The sequence below is a fragment of the Janibacter limosus genome (assembly GCF_004295485.1).
Classification (GTDB): domain Bacteria; phylum Actinomycetota; class Actinomycetes; order Actinomycetales; family Dermatophilaceae; genus Janibacter; species Janibacter limosus_A.
On sequence record NZ_CP036164.1, the window covers coordinates 2519567 to 2544607 of the forward strand.

The 25041-nt window shown below is 67.6% G+C and carries 38 protein-coding genes; 5 read left to right on the forward strand and 33 right to left on the reverse strand.

The window, feature by feature from the left end:
• Position 1: 1 nt before the first annotated feature.
• The 24 genes from EXU32_RS11970 to EXU32_RS12085 all read right to left on the reverse strand — a co-directional run bounded on the left by EXU32_RS11970 (position 2) and on the right by EXU32_RS12085 (position 13195).
• On the reverse strand, positions 2-565 hold the full coding sequence (locus EXU32_RS11970; protein ID WP_130630115.1) for an adenylate kinase: 564 nt from the start codon (positions 563-565) through the stop codon (positions 2-4).
• Positions 565-1887: a preprotein translocase subunit SecY gene (gene secY, locus EXU32_RS11975; protein ID WP_130630116.1), complete on the reverse strand. Its 1323-nt coding sequence runs from the start codon at positions 1885-1887 to the stop codon at positions 565-567. The genes EXU32_RS11970 and secY overlap by 1 nt, the downstream gene beginning before the upstream one ends.
• Before the next feature lie 202 nt (positions 1888-2089).
• Positions 2090-2575: a 50S ribosomal protein L15 gene (gene rplO, locus EXU32_RS11980; RefSeq protein ID WP_130630117.1), complete on the reverse strand. Its 486-nt coding sequence runs from the start codon at positions 2573-2575 to the stop codon at positions 2090-2092.
• 2 nt (positions 2576-2577) lie between these two features.
• Positions 2578-2760, reverse strand: coding sequence for a 50S ribosomal protein L30 (gene rpmD / locus EXU32_RS11985; RefSeq protein ID WP_130630118.1), 183 nt, complete (start codon positions 2758-2760; stop codon positions 2578-2580).
• The gene (rpsE, locus tag EXU32_RS11990) at positions 2760-3425 is read right to left on the reverse strand and encodes a 30S ribosomal protein S5 (RefSeq protein ID WP_130630119.1); all 666 of its coding nucleotides are present in this window, start codon (positions 3423-3425) and stop codon (positions 2760-2762) included. Before rpsE ends, rpmD begins: the two co-directional genes overlap by 1 nt.
• Before the next feature lie 34 nt (positions 3426-3459).
• Positions 3460-3834 (reverse strand): 50S ribosomal protein L18, encoded by a 375-nt coding sequence (gene rplR / locus EXU32_RS11995; RefSeq protein WP_130630120.1) that lies wholly within the window; start codon positions 3832-3834, stop codon positions 3460-3462.
• A 3-nt stretch (positions 3835-3837) separates the two neighbouring features.
• Positions 3838-4374 (reverse strand): 50S ribosomal protein L6, encoded by a 537-nt coding sequence (gene rplF, locus EXU32_RS12000; RefSeq protein WP_130630121.1) that lies wholly within the window; start codon positions 4372-4374, stop codon positions 3838-3840.
• Between the two features lie 12 nt (positions 4375-4386).
• Positions 4387-4785, reverse strand: coding sequence for a 30S ribosomal protein S8 (rpsH, locus tag EXU32_RS12005; RefSeq protein ID WP_130630122.1), 399 nt, complete (start codon positions 4783-4785; stop codon positions 4387-4389).
• A 70-nt stretch (positions 4786-4855) separates the two neighbouring features.
• Complete coding sequence (locus EXU32_RS12010) at positions 4856-5041, reverse strand: type Z 30S ribosomal protein S14 (RefSeq protein WP_056883307.1); 186 nt, start codon at positions 5039-5041, stop codon at positions 4856-4858.
• 1 nt (position 5042) lies between these two features.
• The gene (gene rplE, locus EXU32_RS12015) at positions 5043-5618 is read right to left on the reverse strand and encodes a 50S ribosomal protein L5 (RefSeq protein WP_130630123.1); all 576 of its coding nucleotides are present in this window, start codon (positions 5616-5618) and stop codon (positions 5043-5045) included.
• Between the two features lies 1 nt (position 5619).
• Positions 5620-5958: a 50S ribosomal protein L24 gene (gene rplX / locus EXU32_RS12020; RefSeq protein WP_055996582.1), complete on the reverse strand. Its 339-nt coding sequence runs from the start codon at positions 5956-5958 to the stop codon at positions 5620-5622.
• A 3-nt stretch (positions 5959-5961) separates the two neighbouring features.
• Entirely contained in the window at positions 5962-6330 is a 369-nt protein-coding gene (rplN, locus tag EXU32_RS12025; RefSeq protein WP_055996586.1) for a 50S ribosomal protein L14, read from the reverse strand.
• Positions 6331-6437: 107 nt separating this feature from the next.
• The gene (gene rpsQ, locus EXU32_RS12030) at positions 6438-6641 is read right to left on the reverse strand and encodes a 30S ribosomal protein S17 (protein ID WP_272496136.1); all 204 of its coding nucleotides are present in this window, start codon (positions 6639-6641) and stop codon (positions 6438-6440) included.
• Between the two features lie 77 nt (positions 6642-6718).
• Positions 6719-6964: a 50S ribosomal protein L29 gene (gene rpmC, locus EXU32_RS12035; RefSeq protein ID WP_130630124.1), complete on the reverse strand. Its 246-nt coding sequence runs from the start codon at positions 6962-6964 to the stop codon at positions 6719-6721.
• Complete coding sequence (gene rplP, locus EXU32_RS12040; RefSeq protein ID WP_055996595.1) at positions 6964-7383, reverse strand: 50S ribosomal protein L16; 420 nt, start codon at positions 7381-7383, stop codon at positions 6964-6966. The genes rpmC and rplP overlap by 1 nt, the downstream gene beginning before the upstream one ends.
• A gap of 1 nt (position 7384) precedes the next feature.
• Positions 7385-8212, reverse strand: a complete 828-nt coding sequence (rpsC, locus tag EXU32_RS12045; RefSeq protein ID WP_055996598.1) for a 30S ribosomal protein S3 — start codon at positions 8210-8212, stop codon at positions 7385-7387.
• Positions 8212-8622, reverse strand: a complete 411-nt coding sequence (gene rplV / locus EXU32_RS12050) for a 50S ribosomal protein L22 (protein WP_130630125.1) — start codon at positions 8620-8622, stop codon at positions 8212-8214. The genes rpsC and rplV overlap by 1 nt, the downstream gene beginning before the upstream one ends.
• The gene (rpsS, locus tag EXU32_RS12055; protein ID WP_055996601.1) at positions 8622-8903 is read right to left on the reverse strand and encodes a 30S ribosomal protein S19; all 282 of its coding nucleotides are present in this window, start codon (positions 8901-8903) and stop codon (positions 8622-8624) included. Before rpsS ends, rplV begins: the two co-directional genes overlap by 1 nt.
• Before the next feature lie 16 nt (positions 8904-8919).
• Positions 8920-9756 carry a 50S ribosomal protein L2 gene (gene rplB / locus EXU32_RS12060; protein WP_130630126.1) on the reverse strand — a complete coding sequence of 279 codons (837 nt, stop codon included), beginning with the start codon at positions 9754-9756 and terminating at the stop codon, positions 8920-8922.
• Between the two features lie 22 nt (positions 9757-9778).
• Positions 9779-10096 carry a 50S ribosomal protein L23 gene (gene rplW / locus EXU32_RS12065; protein ID WP_242612776.1) on the reverse strand — a complete coding sequence of 106 codons (318 nt, stop codon included), beginning with the start codon at positions 10094-10096 and terminating at the stop codon, positions 9779-9781.
• Positions 10093-10746: a 50S ribosomal protein L4 gene (rplD, locus tag EXU32_RS12070; RefSeq protein ID WP_130630127.1), complete on the reverse strand. Its 654-nt coding sequence runs from the start codon at positions 10744-10746 to the stop codon at positions 10093-10095. Before rplD ends, rplW begins: the two co-directional genes overlap by 4 nt.
• Before the next feature lies 1 nt (position 10747).
• Entirely contained in the window at positions 10748-11404 is a 657-nt protein-coding gene (gene rplC, locus EXU32_RS12075) for a 50S ribosomal protein L3 (RefSeq protein ID WP_130630128.1), read from the reverse strand.
• Positions 11405-11415: 11 nt separating this feature from the next.
• The gene (gene rpsJ / locus EXU32_RS12080; RefSeq protein WP_007924661.1) at positions 11416-11724 is read right to left on the reverse strand and encodes a 30S ribosomal protein S10; all 309 of its coding nucleotides are present in this window, start codon (positions 11722-11724) and stop codon (positions 11416-11418) included.
• Between the two features lie 379 nt (positions 11725-12103).
• A complete protein-coding gene (locus EXU32_RS12085; RefSeq protein ID WP_130630129.1) occupies positions 12104-13195 on the reverse strand; it encodes a YihY/virulence factor BrkB family protein in 1092 nt (363 codons plus the stop codon).
• 98 nt (positions 13196-13293) lie between these two features.
• Between EXU32_RS12085 and EXU32_RS12090 the strand changes: the two genes are divergently transcribed.
• The 4 genes from EXU32_RS12090 to EXU32_RS12105 are packed head-to-tail and all read left to right on the forward strand — an operon-like array spanning position 13294 to position 16785.
• Entirely contained in the window at positions 13294-14259 is a 966-nt protein-coding gene (locus EXU32_RS12090) for an ABC transporter ATP-binding protein (RefSeq protein WP_130630130.1), read from the forward strand.
• Positions 14259-15164 carry an ABC transporter permease gene (locus tag EXU32_RS12095; protein WP_130630131.1) on the forward strand — a complete coding sequence of 302 codons (906 nt, stop codon included), beginning with the start codon at positions 14259-14261 and terminating at the stop codon, positions 15162-15164. The genes EXU32_RS12090 and EXU32_RS12095 overlap by 1 nt, the downstream gene beginning before the upstream one ends.
• Positions 15161-16075, forward strand: a complete 915-nt coding sequence (locus EXU32_RS12100) for an ABC transporter ATP-binding protein (RefSeq protein ID WP_130630132.1) — start codon at positions 15161-15163, stop codon at positions 16073-16075. Before EXU32_RS12095 ends, EXU32_RS12100 begins: the two co-directional genes overlap by 4 nt.
• Entirely contained in the window at positions 16072-16785 is a 714-nt protein-coding gene (locus EXU32_RS12105; protein WP_130630133.1) for an ABC transporter permease, read from the forward strand. Before EXU32_RS12100 ends, EXU32_RS12105 begins: the two co-directional genes overlap by 4 nt.
• A gap of 98 nt (positions 16786-16883) precedes the next feature.
• Here EXU32_RS12105 and EXU32_RS12110 read toward each other — a convergent pair whose 3' ends face one another.
• Both EXU32_RS12110 and EXU32_RS17195 read right to left on the reverse strand, forming a co-directional pair.
• Positions 16884-17417: a hypothetical protein gene (locus EXU32_RS12110; protein ID WP_130630134.1), complete on the reverse strand. Its 534-nt coding sequence runs from the start codon at positions 17415-17417 to the stop codon at positions 16884-16886.
• Between the two features lie 178 nt (positions 17418-17595).
• Positions 17596-18174 (reverse strand): helix-turn-helix transcriptional regulator, encoded by a 579-nt coding sequence (locus EXU32_RS17195; protein ID WP_165399662.1) that lies wholly within the window; start codon positions 18172-18174, stop codon positions 17596-17598.
• A gap of 16 nt (positions 18175-18190) precedes the next feature.
• On the opposite strand from EXU32_RS17195, the gene EXU32_RS17200 reads away from it, so the two are divergent.
• A complete protein-coding gene (locus EXU32_RS17200; protein WP_165399663.1) occupies positions 18191-18853 on the forward strand; it encodes a helix-turn-helix transcriptional regulator in 663 nt (220 codons plus the stop codon).
• Positions 18854-19028: 175 nt separating this feature from the next.
• Here the strand turns inward: EXU32_RS17200 and tuf are convergent, their stop codons facing one another.
• The 7 genes from tuf to EXU32_RS12155 all read right to left on the reverse strand — a co-directional run bounded on the left by tuf (position 19029) and on the right by EXU32_RS12155 (position 24888).
• Complete coding sequence (gene tuf / locus EXU32_RS12125; RefSeq protein ID WP_130630137.1) at positions 19029-20225, reverse strand: elongation factor Tu; 1197 nt, start codon at positions 20223-20225, stop codon at positions 19029-19031.
• Between the two features lie 111 nt (positions 20226-20336).
• Positions 20337-22460 (reverse strand): elongation factor G, encoded by a 2124-nt coding sequence (gene fusA / locus EXU32_RS12130; protein WP_130630138.1) that lies wholly within the window; start codon positions 22458-22460, stop codon positions 20337-20339.
• 88 nt (positions 22461-22548) lie between these two features.
• Positions 22549-23019 carry a 30S ribosomal protein S7 gene (gene rpsG / locus EXU32_RS12135; RefSeq protein WP_055996635.1) on the reverse strand — a complete coding sequence of 157 codons (471 nt, stop codon included), beginning with the start codon at positions 23017-23019 and terminating at the stop codon, positions 22549-22551.
• Positions 23019-23393: a 30S ribosomal protein S12 gene (rpsL, locus tag EXU32_RS12140; RefSeq protein WP_007930014.1), complete on the reverse strand. Its 375-nt coding sequence runs from the start codon at positions 23391-23393 to the stop codon at positions 23019-23021. Before rpsL ends, rpsG begins: the two co-directional genes overlap by 1 nt.
• Positions 23394-23704: 311 nt before the next feature.
• Positions 23705-24235: a GNAT family N-acetyltransferase gene (locus EXU32_RS12145; RefSeq protein ID WP_130630139.1), complete on the reverse strand. Its 531-nt coding sequence runs from the start codon at positions 24233-24235 to the stop codon at positions 23705-23707.
• A complete protein-coding gene (locus EXU32_RS12150) occupies positions 24235-24516 on the reverse strand; it encodes a hypothetical protein (protein WP_130630140.1) in 282 nt (93 codons plus the stop codon). Before EXU32_RS12150 ends, EXU32_RS12145 begins: the two co-directional genes overlap by 1 nt.
• A 96-nt stretch (positions 24517-24612) precedes the next feature.
• Positions 24613-24888, reverse strand: coding sequence for an HU family DNA-binding protein (locus tag EXU32_RS12155; RefSeq protein ID WP_130630141.1), 276 nt, complete (start codon positions 24886-24888; stop codon positions 24613-24615).
• Positions 24889-25041: the final 153 nt, after the last annotated feature.

Below are 25041 nucleotides of genomic sequence, written 5' to 3' on the forward strand. Positions count from 1 at the left end.
GTCAGGCGCCCAGGGCGGCGACGATCCGCTCGGCGACCTCGTCGACCTGGCCCTCGCCGTCGACCTTGACCAGCAGCCCGCGCTCGTCGTAGGCGGCCGACAGCGGCTCGGTCTCGCGGTGGTAGATGGCCATCCGCTCGCGGATGACCTCCTCGGTGTCGTCCGCGCGGCCCTCGAGCTCGGCCCGCTTGAGCAGGCGCTGCACGACGACCTCGTCGTCGACGACGAGCTCGAGCACCTTGTCGATCGACTGGTCGCTCTTGGCCAGCATCGCGTCGAGCGCGGTGACCTGCGCCGTGGTGCGCGGGTACCCGTCGAGCAAGAAGCCGGACGCAGCGTCGTCCTCGTCGAGCCGGGACTCGACGATCGCGTTGGTGATGTCGTCGGAGACGTACCCGCCGGTGGCGAGGATCTCCTTGACCTGGAGTCCGAGCTCCGTCTCGTTCTTGATGTTTGCGCGGAAGATGTCACCGGTCGACACGGCGGGGATGCCGTAGTGCTCGGCGATCCGAGTGGCCTGGGTGCCCTTGCCGGCCCCGGGGGGGCCCAAGATGATGAGACGCATCAGCGGAGGAATCCTTCGTAGTGGCGTTGCTGGAGCTGGGACTCGATCTGCTTCACCGTCTCCAGACCGACGCCCACCATGATGAGGATAGACGCACCGCCGAAGGGGAAGTCCCGGTTGGCCCCGATCCACACGAATGCGATCAGCGGGATCAACGAGATCAGAGCGAGGTAGATGGCTCCCGGCACGGTGATGCGGGTGAGCACGTACTGGAGGTACTCGGCCGTGGGTCGCCCGGCGCGGATACCGGGGATGAATCCCCCGTACTTCTTCATGTTGTCAGCGACCTCCGTGGGGTTGAAGGTGATCGAGACGTAGAAGAAGGTGAAGAAGAGGATCAGGATGGTGAAGACCGCCATGTAGATGGGGTGGTCACCGCGCACGAGGTAGGTGTTGATCCAGTCGACCCAGGCGGGGTTGTTGCCCGCGGGGTCGGACTGGAACTGCGCCAGCATCTGCGGCAGGGCCAGCATCGAGCTGGCGAAGATGATCGGGATCACGTTGGCCATGTTGACCTTGATCGGGATGTACGTGGACGTCCCGCCGTACATCTGGCGACCGACCATCTTCTTCGCGTACTGCACCGGGACCCGGCGCTGGCTCTGCTCGACGAAGACGACGGCAGCGATGATGAGGAACCCGATCGCGATCACCAGGAGGAAGAGGTCCCAGCGGCCGTCGCGCTGCTGGATGGCCCACAGCGAGCTGGGGAAGGTCGCGGTGATCGAGGTGAAGATCAGCAGTGACATGCCGTTGCCGACGCCCTTGTCCGTGACGAGCTCACCGAGCCACATGATCAGGCCGGTGCCGGCCGTCATCGTCAGGACCATCAAGACGATGGAGAACATCGACTCGCGGTAGAGGATCGGTCCGCAGTCGGCGTTGTTGAACAGCGCCGCAGGGTTGCGCGCGAAGGTGATGAAGGTGGCGGACTGGAGGACGGCCAGCGCGATCGTCAGGTAGCGCGTGTACTGCGTCATCTTGGCCTGACCGGTCTGCCCCTCCTTCTTCAGCGCCTCGAAGCGTGGGATCACGACCGTGAGGAGCTGCACGATGATGCTCGCGGTGATGTACGGCATGATCCCCAGCGCGAAGATCGACAGCTGGAGCAGCGCGCCCCCACTGAAGAGGTTGGCCATGCCCAGGAAGTTGTTGCCGCCGTCCTGTCGGGCACCGGCGATGCAGGCCTGCACGGCGCTGTAGTTCACATTCGGCGTCGGCACGTGGGAGCCGAGGCGGAAGAGCACGATGATGCCCAACGTGAAGAGCAGCTTGCGCCGCAGGTCGGGAGTCTTGAACGCCCGGGTGAAGACGGTCAGCACGTGGGTTCCTCCAGGACGGTGCCGGGGTGCAGATGTGAGCTGCTGGCGGGGCCGCCTGCTGGCGGCACAACCTGATTGACGATACCTGCCGCGACCACATGGTCGCGACGTGACCCGCGTCGCCTTCGAGGACGACGACGGTCGTCAGACGCCTCGAGGCCGCCCCGATGAACGGGACGGCCTCCAGGCAGTGACCAAAGGGTCAGCGGGCAGTGATGCTGCCGCCGGCCGCTTCGACCTTGTCCTTGGCGCTCGCGGAGAAGGCGTCGACCGTGAGGTCCACCTTGACCGTGATCTCGCCGGACCCGAGCACCTTGACCGGGTGGCCGTCGCGGACGGCTCCCTTGGCGACGAGCTCCTCGACACCGACAGCGCCGCCCTCGGGGAAGAGGGAGGAGATGCGGTCGAGGTTCACGACCTGGTACTCGGTCTTGAACGGGTTCTTGAAGCCGCGGAGCTTGGGCAGACGCATGTGCAGCGGCGTCTGACCACCCTCGAAGCGCTCCGGCACCTGGTACCGGGCCTTGGTGCCCTTGGTACCGCGACCGGCCGTCTTGCCCTTGGAGCCCTCACCGCGACCCACACGGGTCTTCGCGGTCTTGGCACCCGGGGCGGGACGCAGGTGGTGCACCTTCAGAGCGTGGGTCTTGCCCTGCTCGTCGGTGGCGTTGGCCTTGGAGTCAGCCATGATCAGTCAACCTCCTCGACGGTCACCAGGTGGCGAACCGTCTGGACCATGCCGCGGATCTCCGGGCGGTCCTCCTTGACGACGACGTCGCCGATGCGCTTCAGACCGAGGCTGCGCAGCGTGTCGCGCTGGTTCTGCTTGCCGCCGATCTCGGAACGGGTCTGGACAACCTTCAGTCGAGCCATCACGCACCCGCCTTTGCCTTCTCGGCGGCCTCGGCGCGACCAGCTGCCTGGGCGCGCAGCATGGCTGCCGGAGCGACCTGGTCCAGGGGCAGACCGCGGCGAGCCGCGACCTGCTCCGGACGCTCGAGACCCTGCAGGGCCGCGACTGCCGCGTGGACGATGTTGATCGCGTTGTCGGAGCCGAGGCTCTTGGACAGCACGTCGTGGATGCCAGCGGCCTCGAGGACGGCGCGCACCGGACCACCGGCGATGACACCGGTACCCGGGGAGGCCGGACGAAGCATGACGACACCGGCGGCGGCCTCACCCTGGATGGGGTGCGGGATGGTGCCCTGGATGCGGGGGACGGTGAAGAAGTTCTTCTTCGCCTCCTCGACACCCTTGGCGATCGCCGCGGGCACCTCCTTGGCCTTGCCGTAACCGACACCCACGGTGCCGTCACCGTCACCGACGACGACCAGGGCGGTGAAGCTGAAGCGACGACCACCCTTGACGACCTTGGAGACACGGTTGATGGTCACGACGCGCTCGATGAACTGGCTCTCGTTGCGGTCGCGGCCACCGCCGCGGTTGTCACGGCCACCGCGGTTGTCGCCACGGTTGTTGCTGGAGCGCTCGTTGGTGCCTGCGGCACCGGCTGCGCCTCGACGCTGTGGTCCGGGCATCAGATGTTCCTCTTCTCAACGTTCTGGGCCTGCATCACAGGGTCAGACCCCCTTCACGAGCGCCATCCGCAATGGCGGCGACGCGACCGTGGTAGCGGTTGCCACCCCGGTCGAAGACGACGGCCTCGACGCCAGTGGCCTTGGCGCGCTCGGCGACGAGCTCACCGACCTTCTTGGCCCGGGCAGTCTTGTCACCGTCGAGGGCACGCACGTCGGCCTCCATGGTCGACGCGGACGCGACGGTCTTGCCAACCGTGTCGTCGACGACCTGGACGAAGACGTGGCGGCTGCTGCGGCTGACGACCAGACGGGGCCGCACAGCGGTCCCGCTGACCTTCTTGCGAAGACGCAGGTGGCGACGACCGCGCGCTGCGCTCTTGCCCTTGGCACGCTTGATGATCTTGGCCATGGCTTACTTACCAGCCTTTCCGACCTTGCGACGGATGTGCTCGCCCTCGTACCGGACACCCTTGCCCTTGTACGGGTCGGGCCGGCGGAGCTTGCGGATGTTGGCAGCCGTCTCGCCGACGAGCTGCTTGTCGATGCCGGCCACGCTCAGGCGCGTCGGATTCTCGACATTGAAGCTGATCCCCTCGGGGGCCTCGATCACGATCGGGTGGCTGTAACCGAGAGCGAACTCCAGGGAGCCGCCCTTGTTCTGCACGCGGTAACCGGTGCCGTGGATCTCGAGCTTCTTCTCGTAGCCCTCGGTGACACCGATGACCATGTTGTTGATGAGGCTGCGGGTCAAGCCGTGCAGCGACCGCGACTCGCGCGCGTCGTTGGGGCGGGAGACCTCGACGCCGTTCTCGGTCTTGGCGACCGTGATCGGCTCGGTCACGATGACCTGCAGCTCGCCCTTGGGACCCTTGACCTTGACGGTCTGGCCCTCGATGGCGATGTCGACACCGCTGGGGATGGCGACCGGGAGTCGTCCAATACGCGACATGTCTGCTTCCCCTTACCAGACGTAGGCGAGGACTTCCCCACCCACACCCTTGGTTGCGGCCTGCCGGTCGGTCAGGAGGCCAGAGGACGTGGAGATGATCGCCACGCCGAGGCCGCCGAGAACCTTCGGAAGGTTGGTGGACTTCGCGTACACGCGCAGACCGGGCTTGGACACCCGGCGCACGCCCGCGATGGAGCGCTCACGGTTGGGGCCGTACTTGAGGTTGATCGTCAGCGTCTGGCCAACGGTCGCCTCTGCGACCTCCCACCCCGCGATGAAACCCTCCGCCTGGAGGATCTCCGCGATGTGCGACTTGAGCTTTGAGTACGGCATGGAGACCTCGTCGTGGTGCGCCGAGTTGGCGTTCCGGACGCGGGTCAGCATGTCCGCAATCGGGTCGGTCATGGTCATGGGCTCTGCCTGCCCCTTCTCACCGCGGTTTCCATCAGGACCTTCGGTGTCGTGGTGTTGAAAAAGGTGGTTACCAGCTGGACTTGGTCACGCCGGGGAGCTCGCCGCGGTGGGCCATCTCGCGAAGGCACACACGGCACAGGCCGAACTTGCGGTAGACCGAGTGGGGCCGGCCGCAACGCTGGCACCGCGTGTAACCGCGGACCTTGAACTTCGGCTTCTTGTTGGCCTTGTTGACCAGGGCGGTCTTCGCCATGTCAGTTCTCCTTGAAGGGGAAGCCCAGCTGCTTCAGCAGCGCGCGGCCCTCGTCGTCGTTCTTCGCGGTCGTGACCACGGTGATGTCCATGCCCCGGACGCGATCGATCTTGTCCTGGTCGATCTCGTGGAACATCGACTGCTCGTTCAGGCCGAACGTGTAGTTGCCGTTGCCGTCGAACTGCTTCGGGCTCAGGCCGCGGAAGTCGCGGATGCGGGGCAGCGCGACCGACGTGAGCCGGTCGAGGAACTCCCACATGCGCGCATTGCGCAGGGTGACGTGGCAGCCGATCGGCATGCCCTCGCGCAGCTTGAACTGGGCGATGGACTTGCGAGCCTTGGTCACCTGCGGCTTCTGACCGGTGATGGCCGTGAGGTCGCGGATGGCGCCCTCGATCAGCTTGCTGTCCTTGGCGGCGTCACCGACGCCCATGTTGACGACGACCTTGACGACGCGGGGAACCTGCATCGCGTTGGAGAAGTCGAACTGCTCCCGGAGAGCAGGCACGATCTCGTCGGCGTACTTGGCCTTGAGGCGCGGGGCCTCGACGGCGGGGGTCTCGATGGTGTCAGTCACTTCAGAGGTCCTTGCCCGAGCGGCCCGCGACGCGGGTACGGCTCGCCTTGGTGCGACCGTCACGCTCGACGGTCTCGACGCGGGTGCGGATGCGGGTCGGCTTGTTGTCCTCCGGGTCGACGATGGCCACGTTGCTCACGTGGATCGGCGCCTCGGAGACGACCAGGCCGCCGGCCTGACCGCCGAAGCCGGCCTTGGTGTGGCGGGTGACCCGCTGGACACCCTCGACCACGACGCGCTGGGTCTCGGTGTTGACCGAGATGACCTTGCCCTGAAGGCCCTTGTCCTTGCCGGACAGGACCTGGACCAGGTCACCCTTCTTGATCTTGAGCTTTGCCATGGATCAGATCACCTCCGGTGCGAGCGAGACGATCTTCATGAACTTCTTGTCGCGCAGCTCGCGACCGACCGGGCCGAAGATGCGGGTCCCGCGAGGCTCGCCGTCAGCCTTGAGGATGACGGCAGCGTTCTCGTCGAACTTGATGTAGGAACCGTCGTTGCGACGGCGCTCCTTCTTGGTGCGAACGATGACCGCCTTGACGACGTCACCCTTCTTGACATTGCCGCCGGGGATGGCGTCCTTGACGGTGGCGACGATCGTGTCACCGACACCGGCGTACCGGCGGCCGGAGCCGCCGAGCACACGGATGCACAGGATCTCCTTGGCACCGGTGTTGTCGGCGACGCGCAGTCGCGACTCCTGCTGGATCACTTCTCACTCCTGTCGTCGTGCTGGTTCTCGCTCAGGGCGAGCCTGGCCGAACTGATGTGGTCTACGCGGGCGAAGGGGGCGTGTGCCCCCTTCGCTCCGGGGTGGCCTTACTTGGCCTTTTCGAGGATCTCGACGATGCGCCAGCGCTTGCTGGCGGACAGCGGTCGGGTCTCCATGATGAGGACGTGGTCGCCGATACCGGCAGCGTTGTCCTCGTCGTGCGCCTTGACCTTGGAGGTCTTGCGGATGACCTTGCCGTACAGCGCGTGCTTGACGCGGTCCTCGACCTCGACGACAACGGTCTTGTCCATCTTGTCGCTGACGACGTAGCCGCGGCGCGACTTGCGGTCGTTACGGGTGGTCACGGTGTCTTCCTTCACGTTCTCGCTCACTTCGCCTCACCTGAACCGATGCTGCTCCCGATGCCAAGCTCGCGCTCGCGCATCTCGGTGTAGATCCGGGCGATGTCCTTGCGGACCGCACGGAGGCGGCCGTGGTTCTCGAGCTGACCGGTGGCCGACTGGAACCGGAGGTTGAACAGCTCCTCCTTGCCCTTGCGCAGCTCGTCGACCAGACGGTCGTCGGTCAGCTCACGCAGCTCGACCGGAGTCAGGTCCTTGGATCCGACTGCCATCAGTTGCCACCACCCTCACGCACGACGAAGCGGCACTTCATCGGCAGCTTGTGCATCGCCAGGCGCATGGCCTCGCGAGCGGTCTCCTCGTCCACGCCGGAGATCTCGAACATGATCCGGCCGGGCTTGACGTTGGCCACCCACCACTCGGGCGAGCCCTTACCGGAACCCATGCGGGTCTCAGCCGGCTTCTTGGTGAGCGGACGGTCCGGGTAGATGTTGATCCAGACCTTTCCGCCACGCTTCATGAAGCGCGTCATGGCGATACGAGCGGCCTCGATCTGACGGTTGGTGACGTAGGCCGGCGAGAGTGCCTGGAGCCCGTAGTCACCGAAGGCGACGGTGGTGCCGCCCTTGGCCATGCCGGAACGCTTGGGGTGGTGCTGCTTGCGGTGCTTGACCCGTCGGGGGATCAACATCTCAGGACTCTCCCTCGGTCTTGGCCGGCGCCGAAGCGGCGGGAGCCTCCGCAGCGGGGGCCGCGGCCGAAGCCGGAGCCTCGTTGCGGTCGCCACCACGACGGGCGCGGGCGGGACGGTCGTCGCGGTCGCGACGCGGGCCACCACGACCACGGGGAGCTGCGGTCGCCTGCTGGGCCGCGAACTCCTTCTCGGTCATGTCGCCCTTGTAGATCCAGACCTTGACGCCGATGCGGCCGAAGGTCGTGCGGGCCTCGTAGAAGCCGTAGTCGATGTTCGCGCGGAGGGTGTGCAGCGGAACGCGGCCCTCACGGTAGAACTCGGAGCGGGACATCTCGGCACCACCGAGGCGGCCGGAGCACTGGATCCGGATGCCCTTGGCACCGGCGCGAAGGGAGGACTGCATCCCCTTGCGCATGGCGCGACGGAAGGTGACGCGAGCAGCGAGCTGCTCGGCGATGCCCTGGGCGACCAGCTGAGCCTCGATCTCGGGGTTCTTGACCTCGAGGATGTTCAGCTGCACCTGCTTGCCCGTGAGCTTCTCGAGCTCGCCGCGGATGCGGTCGGCCTCGGCGCCACGGCGACCGATGACGATCCCGGGACGCGCGGTGTGGATGTCCACACGCACGCGGTCACGGGTCCGCTCGATCTCGACGCGGGCGATACCGGCGCGCTCCATGCCCGTGGACATGAGCTTGCGGATCGCGACGTCTTCCTTGACGTAGTCGCGGTAGCGCTGACCCTCCTTGTTGGAGTCGGCGAACCAGCGGCTCTTGTGGTCGGTGGTGATGCCCAGACGGAAGCCGTGCGGGTTGATTTTCTGACCCATCAGCGGGTCCCTCCCTTCGCGGCCTTCTCAGGCTTGCTCGTCACGAGGACGGTGATGTGGCTGGTGCGCTTGTTGATCCGGCCGGCGCGGCCCTGGGCCCGCGGACGGAAACGCTTCATCGTGGGGCCCTCGTCGACGAATGCCGTGGAGATGACGAGGTTGCGCTCGTCGAAGGGCTCCCCGGCCTCGTCCGCCTTGACCCGAAGGTTGGCGATCGCGCTGTGGACGACCTTCAGGACGGGCTCGGCCGCACCCTGCGGCGCGAACTGCAGGGTCGCGATCGCGGTCTGCGTGTCCTTGCCACGGATCATGTTGACGACGCGACGGGCCTTCTGCGGCGTGACGCGCAGGTTGCGCGCCGAGGCGCGGGCAGCCAGCGTCTCCTGCTCGGTGATCTCGGTTGCAGGCATCAGCGACGACGTCCCTTCTTGTCGTCCTTCACGTGACCGCGGAAGGTGCGGGTCGGTGCGAACTCGCCGAACTTGTGGCCGACCATCGCCTCGGTGACGAACACCGGGACGTGCTTGCGGCCGTCGTGGACGGCGAAGGTGTGGCCGAGCATGTCCGGTGAGACCACCGAACGACGCGACCAGGTCTTGATGACGTTCTTGGTGCCCGCTTCGTTCTGGACGTCGACCTTCTTCTGAAGGTGGTCGTCGATGAAGGGGCCCTTCTTCAAACTACGAGGCATGTCCTTGAGGCTCCTATCAGCGCTTCTTGCCGGTGCGGCGACGACGGACGATGAGCTTGTCGCTCGCCTTACCGGGACGCCGGGTACGACCCTCGGGCTTGCCCCAGGGAGAGACGGGGTGACGGCCACCGGAAGTCCGGCCCTCGCCACCACCGTGCGGGTGGTCGACCGGGTTCATGACGACACCACGGACGGTCGGGCGCTTGCCCTTCCAGCGCATACGGCCGGCCTTGCCCCAGTTGATGTTGGACTGCTCGGCGTTGCCGACCTCGCCGATCGTGGCGCGGCAGCGCACGTCGACGCGACGGACCTCACCGGAGGGCATGCGCAGCGTGGCGTAGGGACCCTCCTTGGCGAGCAGCTGGATGCTGGCACCGGCGGAGCGGGCCATCTTGGCGCCGCCACCGGGACGAAGCTCCACAGCGTGGATCGTCGTGCCGTTGGGGATGTTGCGCAGCGGCAGGTTGTTGCCCACCTTGATGTCGGCGGACGGGCCGTTCTCGATCATCGTGCCCTGCGCGAGCTTGTTGGGCGCCAGGATGTAGCGCTTCTCGCCGTCTGCGTAGTGCAGCAGCGCGATGCGGGCGGTGCGGTTGGGGTCGTACTCGATGTGAGCGACCTTTGCCGGAACGCCGTCCTTGTCGTGGCGACGGAAGTCGATGACGCGGTAGGCACGCTTGTGGCCACCACCGATGTGACGGGTGGTGATACGACCGGTGGAGTTGCGGCCACCGGACTTGGTGAGCGGGCGGACCAGCGACTTCTCAGGCGTGGAGCGCGTGACCTCGACGAAGTCGGCGACAGAGCTGCCGCGACGACCCGGGGTTGTCGGCTTGTACTTACGGATACCCATTGGTTCTTCCTTGTCCTCTCCGTCAGCCCTGGCCGCCGAAGATGTCGATCGTGCCCTCGCGGAGAGAGACGATCGCGCGCTTCGTGTCCTTGCGCTTACCGGTGCCGAACCGCGTGCGTCGGGTCTTGCCGACACGGTTCATGGTGTGGACGGAGTCGACCTTGACGCCGAAGACCTTCTCGACGGCGATCTTGATCTCCGTCTTGTTGGCCCGCGGGTCGACGATGAAGGTGTACTTACCCTCGTCGAGCAGGCCGTACGACTTCTCGGACACGACGGGACGGATCAGGATGTCGCGCGGGTCCTTGAGCTGGGACGCACTTGAAATGGACTGGTTCACTTGCCCGTCTCCTCAGTGGTCTTGGGCTTGGGCCCGGCGAGGAATGCCTCGAGAGCCGCCTGGGTGAAGACGATGTCGTCCGAGCACAGCACGTCGTACGTGTTGAGCTGGTCGGCAGCGAGAACGTGCACGTCGGCGAGGTTGCGCACCGACTTCCACGCGGAGTCGTTGTCCCGCTCGATGACGATGAGCAGGTTCTTGCGCTCGCTGATCGCACCGAGGACGGTGGCGACGGTCTTGGTCGACGGGGTGTCGCCCTCGACGAGTGAGCTGAGCACGTGGATGCGACCGTTGCGGGCCCGGTCCGAGAGGGCACCGCGCAGGGCGGCGGCCTTCATCTTCTTGGGGGTGCGCTGGGCGTAGTCACGCGGCTGCGGGCCGTGGACGACGCCACCGCCGGCGAACTGCGGTGCACGGGTCGAGCCCTGACGGGCGCGGCCGGTGCCCTTCTGGCGGTAAGGCTTGCGCCCACCGCCACGCACCTCGGCGCGGGTCTTGGTCGAGTGCGTGCCCTGCCGCGCTGCGGCGAGCTGGGCGACGACGACCTGGTGGATCAGCGGGACGTTGACCTGCACGTCGAAGATCTCGGCGGGCAGCTCGACGCTGCCGGTGGCAGCGCCCTGAGGGCTGATGATGTCGATGGTCGGCACGTCAGGCTCCCTTCACCGCGGAGCGGACGAGGACGACGCCGCCACGGGGGCCGGGAACGGCACCCTTGACGAGCAGCAGGCCCTTGTCAGCGTCGACCGCGTGGATCGTGAGGTTCTGGGTGGTCTGGCGCACGCCGCCCATGCGGCCGGCCATGCGCATCCCCTTGAAGACGCGACCCGGGGTGGCGCAGCCACCGATCGAGCCGGGCTTGCGGTGGTTGCGGTGGGCACCGTGGGAGGCGCTGACGCCGTGGAAGCCGTGACGCTTCATGACGCCGGCGAAGCCCTTGCCCTTGGTGGTGCCGGTGACGTCGATCTCCTGTCCGCCTTCGAACAGGTCGACCGTCACCTCCTGGCCGAGCGAGTACTCGGAGGCGTCCGCGGTGCGGAGCTCGACGAGGTGACGGCGCGGGGTGGCACCGGCCTTGGCGAAGTGACCGCTCTTGGGCTGGTTCACCTTGCGGGGGTCGATGGCGCCGTAGGCGATCTGGACGGCGTCGTACCCGTCGGTCTCGACATTGCGGACCTGGGTGACGACGCACGGGCCAGCCTGGATGACGGTGACGGGGACGAGGCGGTTCTCCGCGTCCCAGACCTGCGTCATGCCGAGCTTTTCGCCGAGAACGCCCTTGACGGTCTTGGTGGCAGTTGTAGTCATCTCGATGCGCCTCAGAGCTTGATCTCGATGTTGACGTCAGCCGGGAGGTCGAGTCGCATCAGCGAGTCGACGGCCTTGGGCGTCGGGTCGATGATGTCGATGAGGCGCTTGTGGGTGCGCATCTCGAAGTGCTCTCGGCTGTCCTTGTACTTGTGCGGCGACCGGATGACGCAGAACACGTTCTTCTCCGTAGGCAGCGGCACGGGGCCAACCACCGTCGCGCCGGCACGGGTCACGGTGTCGACGATCTTTCGCGCCGAGTTGTCGATGACCTCATGGTCATACGACTTCAACCGGATGCGGATCTTCTGTCCCGCCATCTGTGTGTCCGTCTCTCTCTCGCCGTCTTGCCTGGTCTGTGTCGAGTGCCTGGTCTCCGACCCACGCGGTCGGGTGTGTCGCACCCGCTCCGCGGCCCGACGACACGCCATATGGCTGGTCGTCGGTCTTGGTCTTCGACCCGGATCAACCGGATCGTGCTGTGGTCCGATGTGTCGCCCCGCCTGAAGCGGTTCGGTGCGTTGTCATCGGGATGGCGAAAACGCGAGCAATCGGGGCAAAGGCCGATCGTCGCGTCACCGCTCAACTAGCAACCTGAACAGTGTGCCAGAGGCCGGCGCCCCAGTCCAAATCGGGGTGGGGCGGTGCTTGACACGAGCACGAAGGGGGGAGGCTCCCTCCTTCGTCCTGGTGTGGCCGTCAGTCCTGGTCGGCGAGGTCCGCCGTGGAGCGGCCCTGGTCGTGCAGCCCCTGGATCCGCAGCGCGCGGGCCTCCTCGAGCACGCCCTCCTGCGCCTCCTGCGCCGCATCGGACTTCGTCGTGTCCCGAAGGGGGAGCAGCAGCTCCTCCTCCGCGGCCATGCCGGCCTGCAGCTGGCGCGAGCGCTCGACCTCGGAGTCGATCTCGGCCCCGAGCAGCAGCACGTTGTTGACGATCCACAGCCACAGGAGGAAGACGATGACGCCGGCCAGCGAGCCGTAGGTCTTGTTGTACGAGCCGAAGTTGGAGACGTAGAAGCCGAAGGCCACCGAGGCGATGATCGCCACGAGGATGGCCACGGCGGCGCCGGGCGTCAGCCAGCGGAACTTCGGCTGGCGCACGTTGGGCGTCGCCCAGTAGAGCAGGCCGACCATGAAGATGACGACGAGCAGGATGACCGGCCACTTGGCGAGGTTCCAGGTCATGACGGCCGCGTCGCCGAGACCGATCGCGTCACCGATGGCCCTGGCCAGCTCACCGCTGACGGCGACCGACAGGATGATGGCCGCGGCCAGCAGCAGCAGGATCGCGGTGACGACCAGCTGCATCGGGCGCAGCTTGACGAAGCCGCGCCCCTCCGGCACCTCGTAGATCCGGTTGAGAGCGCGGCCGAAGGCGCCGACGTACCCGGACGCGGACCAGAGGGCACCGGCGAGACCGACGAAGAGACCGAGCCCGGCCGCCGGCGAGTTGACCATCTGGTCCAACGGACCCTCCAGCGTCGTGCCGACGCTGCCCGTGCCCAGCTGCTCGAGCACGTCGAGGATGGTGGTCTTGGTCTTCTCCGGCTCCCCCACCAGACCGAGGATGGAGACGAGCGCCAGCATGGCCGGGAAGATCGACAGCACGGAGAAGTAGGTGAGCGCCGCAGCGAGGTCCGTGCAGCCGTCCGCGCTGAACTCCTTGAGCGCCCGCTTGAAGGCGAAGGTCCAGCTGCGCCTCTTGAGCTGGCGAAGGGAGGGCTTGGCCTCCTCGTCCAGCCCGGCGTCCTCCAGTGCGGTGTCGCTCTGCGTGGTGTCGTCGGTGGCCATGCGGCGGGCTCTCCCCGTGGTCGACTGCGGCTGTCGTCCACACCCTAGGCCAGTGCCCCCTAGGGTGTGGCGCAGACACTAGGGGGACGAGCGGGAGGATGGATGTGGCTGCGGATCAGCAGGTGGTCGCCACCCAGGGCCTGACCAAGCAGTACGCCGGCGTGACGGCGCTCGACGAGCTCTCCCTCGAGATCAGTCCGGGGATCACCGGCGTGGTGGGTGTCAACGGTGCCGGGAAGTCCACGCTCATCAAGATCCTGCTCGGGCTGCTCCCGGCGACGTCGGGCTCGGTGCGGGTACTCGGGATGGATCCTCGGTCGTCGGCCAGGGACATCCGGGCCCTCGTCGGCTACATGCCCGAGCACGACTGCCTGCCAGCCGACGTCACGGCTGCCGACTTCGTCCTGCACATGGCCACCATGTCCGGCCTCCCGCGGCAGGCCAGCCGGGAGCGCGCATCGGACGTGCTGCGCCACGTCGGCCTCGACGAGGAGCGCCACCGGGCCATGGGTGGGTACTCGACGGGCATGAAGCAGCGGGCCAAGCTCGCCCAGGCCCTCGTGCACGACCCGGCGCTGGTCTTCCTCGACGAGCCGACCAGCGGGCTGGACCCACGTGCCAGGGACGACATGCTCGACCTGATCGCCCGCGTGCACACGGACTTCGGGATCTCCGTCGTCGTGACCAGCCACCTGCTGGGCGAGCTCGAGCGGACCGCGGACCGGATCGTCGTGCTGGACAGCGGACGACTGCTGCGCGCCTCGTCCACCTCGGACCTCACCCAGACCACCGGCACCGTCCTCGTCGAGGTGCTCGGGCCCGAGGGCAGCGACCGCCTCCTCGGGCAGGCGCTCCTCGACCGGGGCATCGGCGCCTGGCCGGTCGGCGGCGACGTCGAGGTCCGGGTGGACCGGCCCGAGGTCCTGGACGCGATCCGCGACGCCGCGGTCGACCTCGATCTGGGGCTCGTCCGCCTGCAGGAGCGGCGGCACACCCTCGACGAGGTCTTCCTTCCTCCCCCTTCGTCCCCCGCCCTCGAGACGCATGCAGGAGGCCACCCCTGATGAGCACCCCACCGCGTGGCGTCATCCACGACCTGGGCTACCGGGGCTTCGACGGCCGCCGGCTCGGCGACGGCGCCATCACGCTCGAGCTCTACCGCAACTCCGTGGCCCAGGCCTTCGGGATCGGGCGCTCGGGCAAGGCCAAGATCATGCCGTGGCTGGTGATCCTGCTGATGGCCGTGCCGGCCGTGGTGCTGGGCGCCATCAGCATCCAGGCTGGCCAGGCTCCCCCCGAGGCCGAGATGGGGGCGCCGTCCACCTACTTCGCGTACCCGTACTGGACCCAGCTGCTCATCACGATCTTCGTGGCGACCCAGGCCCCGGTGCTCTTCGCCCGGGACCTGCGGTACCGCACGATCGTCCTGTACTTCGCCCGGCCGGTCTCGCGCACTCGCTTCGTCCTCACCCGTCTGGCGGCCCTGACCACGGCGATCTTCGTCGTCATCGTCGGGCCGATGCTCGTCTGGTTCGCCTGCGCCCTCTCGACAGGCCATGAGAGCGGGCTGCACGCGCAGCGCTTCGGGGCTGCCGTCGTGGGCGTCGCCGTGCTCTCGCTGGTGCTCGCCGCGCTGGCCGGGCTCGTCTCCACCCTCGCGACCAAGTCGGGTCTGGCCCTCGCGGCGATCATCGTCGTGCTCATGGTGCCCTCCGCGATGATCACCATGGCCCTGGCCATCACGACCCAGCTCGACAACGACGGCGTCGGCCAGCTCATCGCGTCGGCCCACCCCTTCACCGCCGTCGCCCTGCTCGTGTCGGGGATCTTCGGTGACCCTCCGGTCAACCCGACGATCCCCCAGCCCCACGGCTGGCTCATCGGGTTCGCCGTGGCCGTCTGCGTGGCCTGGGTCCTCCTGCCGGTCCTCGCGCTCGTCGCCCGGATCCGATCGGTGGCGTCGCTGTGAGCACGCTGCGCCTGGACTCCGTGTCGCGCTGGTACGGCAATGTCGTCGCGGTCAACGACGTGACGATGGAGGTGGGGCAGGGCATCACCGGGCTGCTCGGGCCCAACGGCGCCGGCAAGTCGACGGTCCTGTCGATCATGGCGGGCCTGCTGTCGCCATCGGCGGGCACCGCGACACTGGACGGGCACCCCCTTCGTCAGGACACGTCGGTCTACCGCCAGATCGGTCTGGTCCCCGTGCAGGAGTCGGTCTACGACTTCCTCACCGCGCGGCAGCTGGTGCGGCTCAACGCCGACCTGCACAAGATCCCCTCGGCCGGAGCGGCGACCGACCACGCCCTGCAACTCGTTGACCTCGTCGGGGCCGCCGACCGCAAGATCTCGACCTTCAGCAAGGGGATGCGCCAGCGGGTCAAGATGGCGTCGGCCCTGGTGCACGACCCCCAGGTCCTGCTGCTCGACGAGCCCTTCAACGGCATGGACCCGATCCAGCGGCACGCCATGGCCACGCTGCTCGCGGACTACGCAACGCAGGGGCGCACCATCGTCTTCAGCTCGCACATCCTCGAGGAGGTGGAGTCCTTGGCCGGGCAGATCGAGGTGATCGTCTCGGGACGGCACGCGGCCTCCGGTGACCGCACCGCCATCCGGCGGCTGATGACCGACCGGCCCAACCAGTACCGCATCCGCAGCAGCGACAACCGCCGCCTGGCGGCCGCGCTCATGGCCGGCGCCAGCGTGCGAGGGGTGCGGCTGCACGGTGACCGCCACCTCGAGCTCGAGGCCGACGACTTCGGCGGCTTCGCGCGCATCGTGCCCCGGGTGGCCCGGGAGCACGACATCCGCATCCTGGAGCTGACACCGACGGACGAGTCGCTCGAGAGCATCTTCGGCTACCTGGTGAGCCGATGAGCCCCGCGATCATCCGGCTGGCCGTGCGCTCCCTCCTCGGACGCGCGCGGGTCCTCGTGCTCGCCGCCATGGCGCTGGCCCTCGTCGGGCTCGCCGTGGCCATCCGGCTCGCTCCCACGGGGGCGCTCGACCCGGCCGGCGCGCCGCTCGACCTGGTGCGTACCTTCGGCATCGGCATCGTCGTCCCGGTCGTGACCCTCATCGGGACGACGACACTCATCACCTCGGAGATCGACGACGGCTCGATCATCTACCTGCTCAGCAAGCCGCTCCCCCGCTGGGTCATCGTCGCCAGCAAGATGCTCGTCATCCTCGGCAGCTCGCTCGTCTTCGCCGTGGTCCCCATGGCGCTGGCCGCGCTGCTCATGGTGGGCACCGACGGCGGGCTGTGGTGGAGCGCCCTGCTCGGCGGGACGACCTCTGCGGTGGCGTACACCGGGGCCTTCACCCTGCTCGCGATCATGGTCAAGCGGAGCGTCACCGGCTGCCTGCTCTACTGGCTCGTCTGGGAGGCGCTGCTCACCACGGTCCTGCGGCCGGCGCAGTACCTGTCAGCCCGGGCGTACGGCGGAAGCGTCACGCACGCGGCGATGGGGCTGGAGGCGCATCCTGCGGCGTGGTTCGCGGTGGTTGCTGCGGTGGTCGTGCTCGTGGCTGGTGCGGCTCTGGCCGGGTGGCGGCTGGCGCGGGTGACGATCTCGGAGGTGTGAGGCAGACCCAGCCGTTGGCCCTCTGACAGCGGATCCAAAGACGCCAACGCCCGCCATCCGTGGGCGAATGGCGGGCGGGCGGGCGGGTGGAACGTGGCTCAGAGGGTGGCGCAGATGCTCGCGATAGCCTCGCCGCTGAGGCTGACGTTCGCCGTCTGCGTAAAGGATGCCGGCGCCGAACCCGGTGTAGAAAGAGTCCACCGACCAAGCAAGCTCACGTTGATGCCCGCCGTGATGACTCGAACATCAACGTACTCACCGGGCGCAAGCGCCTTCTGCGTCGTAGCGGCACCGGTCGACGTGAACAGCACGTCGGCGTTGATGAGTGTGAGTCCAGCAACGTCGATGCCCGCAACCCCCGAAGTGGCGAGCGTCAAAGGCACACCCATCGGCAGGGTGCAACCGGAATCGGCCGGGTTCGTGACTCGGAAGTAGGTCGTCGGCTGCAGCAGGCCCACGATGTCGCAACTCTCAACCGTGATGTCGAGAGCAGTGCCGGCCGCGCAGACCGGGAGGTCGGAGGCGGCGAGCGAAGGGGCGGCGGCGGCGACGGAGATCGCGGGGACGGCCCAGGCGGCGCCCTTCGCGATGGAGCGGCGGGACGGGCCCGAGGTGGTGATGTCCTTCGACACGAGGCGATTCTTTCTGCGGACAGGCGCTGCAGACGGTGCGCCGAGCTCTGTCGCGGCGACGCGATGGGCGGGTCCTCCCCGGCGGCAGGTTCCCTGTCGACCCCGCCACGAGCGACCTTAGAGTTTCCTGAACGGAATTCGGCCAGATGCCTGCAAAAGGACTAGACGCTGATGACCATCAGCCGATCCAGCCGCGCACGGTGAGCGTCCGCAGGAGTCCGTCACGCGTCGCCGTCCCACGATGGCCGGCCTTCGCCCGGATGTTGGCGATGTGCACCTTGAGCGTCCGCTCGCTCATCCCGAGCCGCGTCGCCACCTCGGCTCGGGTCCGATCGGCCCACTGCACCAGATACGCCTGAGCCACATCCCGCTCCCGGCCGGTCAGGACCTCCACCGGCACCGCAGCCCCCGGCCACGCGACCCGCTGACCGCCATCCACCTGGCGGACCACGGCCACCAGCTCTCGTGGGGCGTGGAGTCCGCTGACATAGGCAGAGGCTCCGGCGTCCCTCAGCGCTGCCACGCGGGGCACGGGCAGGGTGCCGCCCCAGACCACGGTGGGCCGGTCCCCCCTTCGCCTCGCCTCGAGCACGTGGAGGTCGCCAACCGCCACCAGCTCAGCGACGAGCAGGCCCGCTGTCGCCACCGGGTCGTCGACGACCTCGGACGAGATGCCGTGCTCCGTCAGCACCACGGCCACCGCATCGGCGTGCAGGCGCCACCGTGACCACACGGCGACGGCGGGCGGTGGGGGCATGGGAGCATCGTGCCCGATGACCACCCTCCCGCGTCTGGACCTCGTGCACACCTCCCCGGTGGTGTCCACGGCACTGCGCCACGCGCTGAGCGCCGGCCCCCAGGCCGTCCACGTCACGACGAGCGTCCACTCGTGGTCGGACTTCCAGCGGGAGTGGGACTTCGCTGGTGAGGTCGTCGTGCTGGACGCCCTGCTCGACGACCACGTACCACTCCCCCTCAAGGTGCGCGCCCTCACCCGCCTGGGCTCGCAGACCGTCGTCCTCGGGCCCGGCCGCGATCTGCCAGCCGCCCGCCGCTCGGGCGCCGAGGGGGCCGTGGCCTGGATCGAGCCGACGGCCGGGCTCGCCGCCACCGCCGAAGCCATCCGCCAGATCGCGCTCGGCAGCCCGCCACCTGACACGCGCATCGACCCCGCCGACCCACCGCTCGCCCACCTCACCGACCGAGAGCTGCAGGTGCTCGCCCTCTACGTCACCGCCCGCGGCCACACCCCCGCGCACCTGGGGCAGGTGCTCTCCCTTCGCACCGAGACCATCCGCAGCCACCTCGAGCGGGGACGAGCGCGCTACCGGGCCGCGGGGGTCCTGACCAACAACCGGGCTGCTCTGCGCCGCGCCCTGGTCGCCGACGGTTGGGCGCTCGAGCAGCAGGTGTGGATCGACGCCGGGCGGCCCTGAGGGCTTCGAGACGCTTTCCCTTCGAGACGCTTGCTGCGCAAGCTCCTCAGGGAGCGGGGGTACGGGAGCGGGTGCGGGAGCGGGTGCGGGGTGCGGGTATCGGCACGACGAAGGGCCCGCCTCCCCTGACGGGGAGACGGGCCCTTCGTGGTCGCTGACCGAGGTCAGCCCAGGATCACTTGAGGATCTTGGTGACGCGACCGGCGCCGACGGTGCGGCCACCCTCGCGGATGTTGAACTTCAGGCCCTCTTCCATGGCGATCGGCTGGATGAGCTCGACCTTCATGTCGGTGTTGTCGCCGGGCATGACCATCTCGGTGCCCTCGGGCAGCGTGACGACGCCGGTGACGTCCGTGGTCCGGAAGTAGAACTGCGGACGGTAGGAGTCGTAGAACGGCGTGTGACGGCCACCCTCCTCCTTCGACAGGATGTAGACCTGCGCCTCGAACTCGGTGTGCGGGGTGATCGAGCCCGGCTTGCAGATGACCTGCCCGCGCTCGACGTCCTCGCGCTTGGTGCCACGAAGGAGCAGACCGACGTTCTCACCGGCGCGACCCTCGTCGAGCAGCTTGCGGAACATCTCGATGCCCGTGACCGTGGTCTTGGCCGCGGGGCCCTCGTGGATGCCGACGATCTCGACGTCCTCGTTGACGTTGAGGATGCCGCGCTCGATACGACCGGTGACGACGGTGCCACGACCGGTGATCGTGAAGACGTCCTCGACCGGCATCATGAAGGGCTTGTCCAGGTCGCGCTCGGGCTCCGGGATGTAGGAGTCCACGGCGTCCATGAGCTCCATGATCGACTCGCCCCACTTGGCGTCACCCTCGAGCGCCTTGAGCGCCGAGACCTTGACGACCGGGACGTCGTCGCCCGGGAACTCGTAGGAGGACAGCAGCTCGCGGACCTCCATCTCGACGAGCTCCATGATCTCCTCGTCGTCCACCATGTCGGCCTTGTTGAGGGCAACGACGATGAAGGGAACGCCGACCTGGCGGGCCAGGAGCACGTGCTCCTTGGTCTGCGGCATGGGGCCGTCGGTGGCGGCGACCACGAGGATCGCGCCATCCATCTGAGCCGCACCGGTGATCATGTTCTTCACGTAGTCAGCGTGACCGGGGCAGTCGACGTGCGCGTAGTGACGCGACTCCGTCTGGTACTCGATGTGGGAGATCGAGATCGTGATCCCACGCTGCTTCTCTTCAGGAGCCTTGTCGATCGTGTCGAACGCCGAGGCCTCGTTGAGGTCAGGGAGCTTGTCGTGCAGCACGCGGGAGATCGCGGCAGTCAGCGTCGTCTTGCCATGGTCGATGTGACCAATGGTGCCGATGTTGACGTGCGGCTTGCTCCGCTCGAACTTTGCCTTCGCCACTGTTGTGTCCTCCTCAGGACGTCTTCTCGGTTACGCCTTATCCCGGCAGGGTGGCGTCGATTTTGGGGTAGTTGGGATGTTCCGTGTCGGGACCGACGGTAATGCTACCGGTCACTCGCCCCGGATCTTCTTGATGATCTCCTCGGCGACAGCCTTGGGGACCTCTGCATAGGAGTCGAACTCCATGGAGTAGTTGGCGCGGCCCTGGGTCTTCGACCGCAGGTCGCCGACGTAGCCGAACATCTCGGACAGCGGGACGAGGCCGGTGACGACCTTGGCTCCACTCACGTCCTCCATGGACTGGATCTGGCCACGGCGCGAGTTGATGTCGCCGATGACGTCGCCCATGTAGTCCTCGGGGGTACGCACCTCGACCTTCATCATCGGCTCCATGAGCACCGGGTCGGCCTTGCGGGCGGCCTCCTTGAAGGCCATCGAACCGGCGATCTTGAACGCCATCTCCGAGGAGTCGACGTCGTGGTACGCGCCATCGAGCAGCGTCGCCTTGACACCGACGACGGGGTAACCGGCCAGGACGCCGTACTGCATCGCGTCCTGGATGCCCGCGTCGACGCTGGGGATGTACTCACGCGGGATGCGACCACCGGTGACGGCGTTCTTGAACTCGTAGAGCTCGCCCTCGTTGTCCTCGGTCGTCTCCAGGGGCTCGAAGGTGAGCTGCACCTTGGCGAACTGACCCGAACCACCGGTCTGCTTCTTGTGCGTGTAGTCCAGCTTGACGACGGCCTTGCGGATCGTCTCGCGGTAGGCCACCTGCGGCTTGCCGATGTTGGCCTCGACCTTGAACTCGCGCTTCATCCGGTCGACGAAGACGTCCAGGTGGAGCTCGCCCATGCCGGCGATGATCGTCTGTCCGGTCTCCTCGTCGAGGGAGACCTGGAAGGTCGGGTCCTCGGCGACGAGACGCTGGATGGCGCCACCCAGCTTTTCCTGGTCGCCCTTGGTCTTGGGCTCGATGGCGACCTGGATGACCGGGGCGGGGAAGGACATCGACTCGAGGATGACCTGGTTGTTGACGTCACACAGGGTGTCACCCGTGGTGGTCTCCTTGAGACCGATCACCGCGTAGATGTGACCAGCCATGGCCTCACCGACGGGGTTCTCCTTGTTGGCGTGCATCTGGAAGAGCTTGCCGATGCGCTCCTTCTTGCCCTTGGTCGAGTTCATGACCTGGGTGCCCGGGTCGAGACGACCCGAGTAGACGCGGATGAAGGTCAGCGTCCCGAAGAAGGGGTGCGACGCGATCTTGAACGCGAGGGCCGAGAAGGGCTCCTCGGTGCTCGGCTTGCGCAGCACGACCTCGTCCTCGTTGCCGGGGGCGTGGCCCTCCATGGCGGGGACGTCGAGGGGGCTGGGCAGGTAGTCGCGCACCGCGTCGAGCACGGGCTGGACGCCACGGTTCTTGAAGGCGGAACCACAGAAGATCGGGTACAGCTCCGAGTTGACCGTGAGCTTGCGGATGCCCGCCTTCAGCTCGTCGTTGGTCAGCTCCTCGCCACCGAGGTACTTCTCCATGAGCTCGTCATCGGACTCGGCGACGCGCTCGATGATGGCGTTGCGGTACTCGACGGCCTTGTCCTGCAGGTCCTCGGGGATCTCACGAACCTCGTAGGACGCACCCAGGGTGACGTCACCCTTGGCGTCGCCGGGCCACACGAGCGCCTTCATCTGGATGAGGTCGACGACCCCGATGAAGTCGTTCTCGGCACCGATCGGCAGCTGCATGACCAGGGGCTCCGCACCGAGGCGGTCCTTGATCGTGTCGATGGTGAAGTAGAAGTCGGCGCCCAGCTTGTCCATCTTGTTGACGAAGGCGATGCGGGGGACGTCGTACTTGTCCGCCTGACGCCAGACCGTCTCCGACTGGGGCTCGACGCCCTCCTTGCCGTCGAAGACGGCGACGGCACCGTCGAGGACGCGCAGGGAGCGCTCGACCTCGACCGTGAAGTCGACGTGACCCGGGGTGTCGATGATGTTGATCTGGGTGTCATCCCAGAAGGAGGTGACCGCGGCGGACGTGATCGTGATGCCGCGCTCCTTCTCCTGCTCCATCCAGTCCGTGGTGGAGGCACCGTCGTGCGTCTCGCCCAGCTTGTGGTTGACGCCGGTGTAGAAAAGGATGCGCTCAGTCGTCGTCGTCTTGCCGGCGTCGATGTGCGCCATGATGCCGATGTTGCGGACCTTGGTCAGGTCCGTCAGGACGTCCTGTGCCACTCGTTATCTCATCTCGCTCGTTGCGGTCGTGTCTGCCCGGGAGGGCGGTGGGGTCGGGGCCACCGCGGATGGCGGCCCCGACCTGCTGTCACCAGCGGTAGTGCGCGAAGGCCTTGTTGGACTCGGCCATCTTGTGCGTGTCCTCGCGACGCTTGACCGCGGCACCGAGGCCGTTGCTCGCGTCGAGGATCTCGTTCATGAGGCGCTCGGTCATCGTCTTCTCACGACGCTGACGCGAGTACCCGACGAGCCAGCGCAGCGACAGGGTCGTGGCGCGGCCCGGCTTGACCTCGATCGGCACCTGGTAGGTCGCGCCACCGACACGGCGGGACTTGACCTCCAGGGACGGGCGGACGTTGTCCAGGGCGCGCTTGAGCGTCTGGACGGGGTCGGTGCCGGTCTTCTCACGGACACCCTCGAGGGCGTCGTAGACGATGGCCTCGGCGATGGACTTCTTGCCATCGAGGAGGATCTTGTTGACCAGCTGGGTCACCAGCGGGGACTGGTAGACCGGGTCGATGACGAGCGGCCGCTTCGGGGCGGGACCCTTGCGAGGCATTACTTCTTCTCCTTCTTGGCGCCGTAACGGCTGCGGGCCTGCTGACGACCCTTGACACCCTGGGTGTCGAGGGACCCGCGGACGATCTTGTAACGGACACCGGGGAGGTCCTTCACTCGGCCACCGCGCACGAGCACGATGGAGTGCTCCTGCAGGTTGTGACCGACGCCCGGGATGTAGGCGGTGACCTCGATGCCGCTCGTCAGGCGCACGCGGGCGACCTTACGAAGGGCGGAGTTCGGCTTCTTGGGGGTGGTGGTGTACACACGCGTGCACACTCCACGGCGCTGCGGCGAGCCCTTGAGGGCAGGCGTGGCGGCCTTGGACGGCTTGTCCTGCCGGCCCTTGCGCACCAGCTGGTTGATGGTAGGCAACCTGTGTCTCCGTACGTCGTTGATGTTGTCTGCACCGGACGGGCGGACCCGACCGGTACTCCTTGGATGCCACCTGCGACCCCCGCACTCGGGCGTGTCGCTGGTGGTGCTCCCCCCTGCACTCCCCTGCGCGATCAACTGGATCGCGCCAAGGCGCCCGGCGAGAGGTGCGAGAACGGTCATCTGCGACCCTCCTCGACGCGCGTCACGGCACAGCCATGCCACGCACGCTGACCAACGATACCGGCGCGCCCCGCAGCGTCACAAATCGGTATCCCCGGGCCCCTCCGGCCCGGTGGCGCGATCGGTCGTCAGACGATGCGGTCGAAGGCCTGCGCGTACCTGAAGTCGCCGGCCATCTCGGGTCGCCAGGCGCGCAGGGTCAGCGCCTGGAAGTAGCGGTCCTCCCAGTCCCCCGGGGAGCCGATGCCCAGCCGGGACGCCGGGACGAAGCCGAAGAACCCGTAGTACTCCGGGTCGCCGAGGAGCACGACGACGGGCTCGGCGGCCTGCTCGGCGCTGGCGACGACGGACATGACCAAGGCGGCACCGATGCCCTGCTGCTGGTGATCGGGTCGGACCGAGATCGGGCCGAGCCCCACCGACGGTGCACCGTCGAGGCTCGCGCGGCTGCAGACCACGTGGCCGACGATCTCACCGTCGAGCTCGGCGACGAAGGTCAGCTCGTCGATGACCGAGCCGTCGGAGCGCAGGCCGCGGATCAACTCGCGCTCGACGGACTCCCTTCGCCCCTGTGGAATGCCGAAGGCGGCGTCGTGCAGCTCCTGGGTCGCGCGCGCGTCGCGCGGGCTCTCCCGGCGGATGATCAGGTCGTCGCGCATCAGTACCGGTCCGTGATCCAGTGGCTGTTGCCACTCAGGAAGGCCCCGAGGTAGACCGCGGCCACCACGAGCAGGACGACGGTCACGATGGTGGCGTCGCTGCGGGAGCGCCGCGCGAAGGTGGTCACCGCGGCGGCCGCGAGGACCAGCGCCAGCAGCTTGGACACACCACCGGGCTTCAGCAGCAGCACCAGCGCCCCGACGGCCAGGACCGCGCCCAGCGTCCAGCGCGCCGCGGTGGCGCGCACCGACATCGGCTGGTCACGTTGGTCCCCGGTCATGGGCACATCCTCTCCCATGGTTGCGCTCGTGCGTGCATGACGAAGGGGGTCGGTCGCCATCGCGGCGACCGACCCCCTTCGTGCTGGTGCTGACGATCAGCCCTTGGCCGCGGCCTTGAGGGCGCTGCCGGCGGACAGCTTGGCGGCGTAGCCACCGGGGATGGTCATCTCGGCGCCGGTCTGCGGGTTGCGGCCCTTGCGCTCGGCACGCTCGACGCGCTCGAGGCTGAAGAAACCGGGGACGGTGACCTTCTCGCCCTTGGCAACGTTGTCGGACAGGACCGCCTGGAGGGCAGTGATGACCTCGGACGCCGCGGAAGCGGACACACCGGCCTTCTCGGCGACGGCGCTGGCGAGCTCAGACTTGTTCATGTGGGATCTCCATCTGTGAAGTTCGTAGGTCGAACAAGGCCAATCAACCACGAACACGGGGCCATCGTCGACTTGAACCTCGGCGTGTTTCCCTTGATTTTCCGGCGATCTTCGGCGTGCGGCCACCAAATTGACCACATCCGTCACGTTGGC

Excerpts from the sequence above, each read along its gene's own strand:
- EXU32_RS11970 (WP_130630115.1), bottom strand. The coding sequence starts at position 565 with ATGCGTCTCATCATCTTGGGCCCCCCCGGGGCCGGCAAGGGCACCCAG.
- rplO (WP_130630117.1), bottom strand. The coding sequence starts at position 2,575 with ATGGCTGACTCCAAGGCCAACGCCACCGACGAGCAGGGCAAGACCCAC.
- rpmD (WP_130630118.1), bottom strand. The coding sequence starts at position 2,760 with ATGGCTCGACTGAAGGTTGTCCAGACCCGTTCCGAGATCGGCGGCAAG.
- rpsE (WP_130630119.1), bottom strand. The coding sequence starts at position 3,425 with ATGCCCGGACCACAGCGTCGAGGCGCAGCCGGTGCCGCAGGCACCAAC.
- rplR (WP_130630120.1), bottom strand. The coding sequence starts at position 3,834 with ATGGCCAAGATCATCAAGCGTGCCAAGGGCAAGAGCGCAGCGCGCGGT.
- rplF (WP_130630121.1), bottom strand. The coding sequence starts at position 4,374 with ATGTCGCGTATTGGACGACTCCCGGTCGCCATCCCCAGCGGTGTCGAC.
- rpsH (WP_130630122.1), bottom strand. The coding sequence starts at position 4,785 with ATGACCATGACCGACCCGATTGCGGACATGCTGACCCGCGTCCGGAAC.
- EXU32_RS12010 (WP_056883307.1), bottom strand. The coding sequence starts at position 5,041 with ATGGCGAAGACCGCCCTGGTCAACAAGGCCAACAAGAAGCCGAAGTTC.
- rplX (WP_055996582.1), bottom strand. The coding sequence starts at position 5,958 with ATGGCAAAGCTCAAGATCAAGAAGGGTGACCTGGTCCAGGTCCTGTCC.
- rpsQ (WP_272496136.1), bottom strand. The coding sequence starts at position 6,641 with ATGGACAAGACCGTTGTCGTCGAGGTCGAGGACCGCGTCAAGCACGCG.
- rpmC (WP_130630124.1), bottom strand. The coding sequence starts at position 6,964 with ATGGCAGTCGGATCCAAGGACCTGACTCCGGTCGAGCTGCGTGAGCTG.
- rplP (WP_055996595.1), bottom strand. The coding sequence starts at position 7,383 with ATGTTGATCCCCCGACGGGTCAAGCACCGCAAGCAGCACCACCCCAAG.
- rpsC (WP_055996598.1), bottom strand. The coding sequence starts at position 8,212 with ATGGGTCAGAAAATCAACCCGCACGGCTTCCGTCTGGGCATCACCACC.
- rplV (WP_130630125.1), bottom strand. The coding sequence starts at position 8,622 with ATGCCTGCAACCGAGATCACCGAGCAGGAGACGCTGGCTGCCCGCGCC.
- rpsS (WP_055996601.1), bottom strand. The coding sequence starts at position 8,903 with ATGCCTCGTAGTTTGAAGAAGGGCCCCTTCATCGACGACCACCTTCAG.
- rplB (WP_130630126.1), bottom strand. The coding sequence starts at position 9,756 with ATGGGTATCCGTAAGTACAAGCCGACAACCCCGGGTCGTCGCGGCAGC.
- rplC (WP_130630128.1), bottom strand. The coding sequence starts at position 11,404 with ATGACTACAACTGCCACCAAGACCGTCAAGGGCGTTCTCGGCGAAAAG.
- rpsJ (WP_007924661.1), bottom strand. The coding sequence starts at position 11,724 with ATGGCGGGACAGAAGATCCGCATCCGGTTGAAGTCGTATGACCATGAG.
- EXU32_RS12085 (WP_130630129.1), bottom strand. The coding sequence starts at position 13,195 with ATGGCCACCGACGACACCACGCAGAGCGACACCGCACTGGAGGACGCC.
- EXU32_RS12090 (WP_130630130.1), top strand. The coding sequence starts at position 13,294 with ATGGATGTGGCTGCGGATCAGCAGGTGGTCGCCACCCAGGGCCTGACC.
- EXU32_RS12095 (WP_130630131.1), top strand. The coding sequence starts at position 14,259 with ATGAGCACCCCACCGCGTGGCGTCATCCACGACCTGGGCTACCGGGGC.
- EXU32_RS12105 (WP_130630133.1), top strand. The coding sequence starts at position 16,072 with ATGAGCCCCGCGATCATCCGGCTGGCCGTGCGCTCCCTCCTCGGACGC.
- EXU32_RS17195 (WP_165399662.1), bottom strand. The coding sequence starts at position 18,174 with ATGCCCCCACCGCCCGCCGTCGCCGTGTGGTCACGGTGGCGCCTGCAC.
- EXU32_RS17200 (WP_165399663.1), top strand. The coding sequence starts at position 18,191 with ATGACCACCCTCCCGCGTCTGGACCTCGTGCACACCTCCCCGGTGGTG.
- rpsG (WP_055996635.1), bottom strand. The coding sequence starts at position 23,019 with ATGCCTCGCAAGGGTCCCGCCCCGAAGCGGCCGCTCGTCATCGACCCG.
- EXU32_RS12145 (WP_130630139.1), bottom strand. The coding sequence starts at position 24,235 with ATGCGCGACGACCTGATCATCCGCCGGGAGAGCCCGCGCGACGCGCGC.
- EXU32_RS12150 (WP_130630140.1), bottom strand. The coding sequence starts at position 24,516 with ATGACCGGGGACCAACGTGACCAGCCGATGTCGGTGCGCGCCACCGCG.
- EXU32_RS12155 (WP_130630141.1), bottom strand. The coding sequence starts at position 24,888 with ATGAACAAGTCTGAGCTCGCCAGCGCCGTCGCCGAGAAGGCCGGTGTG.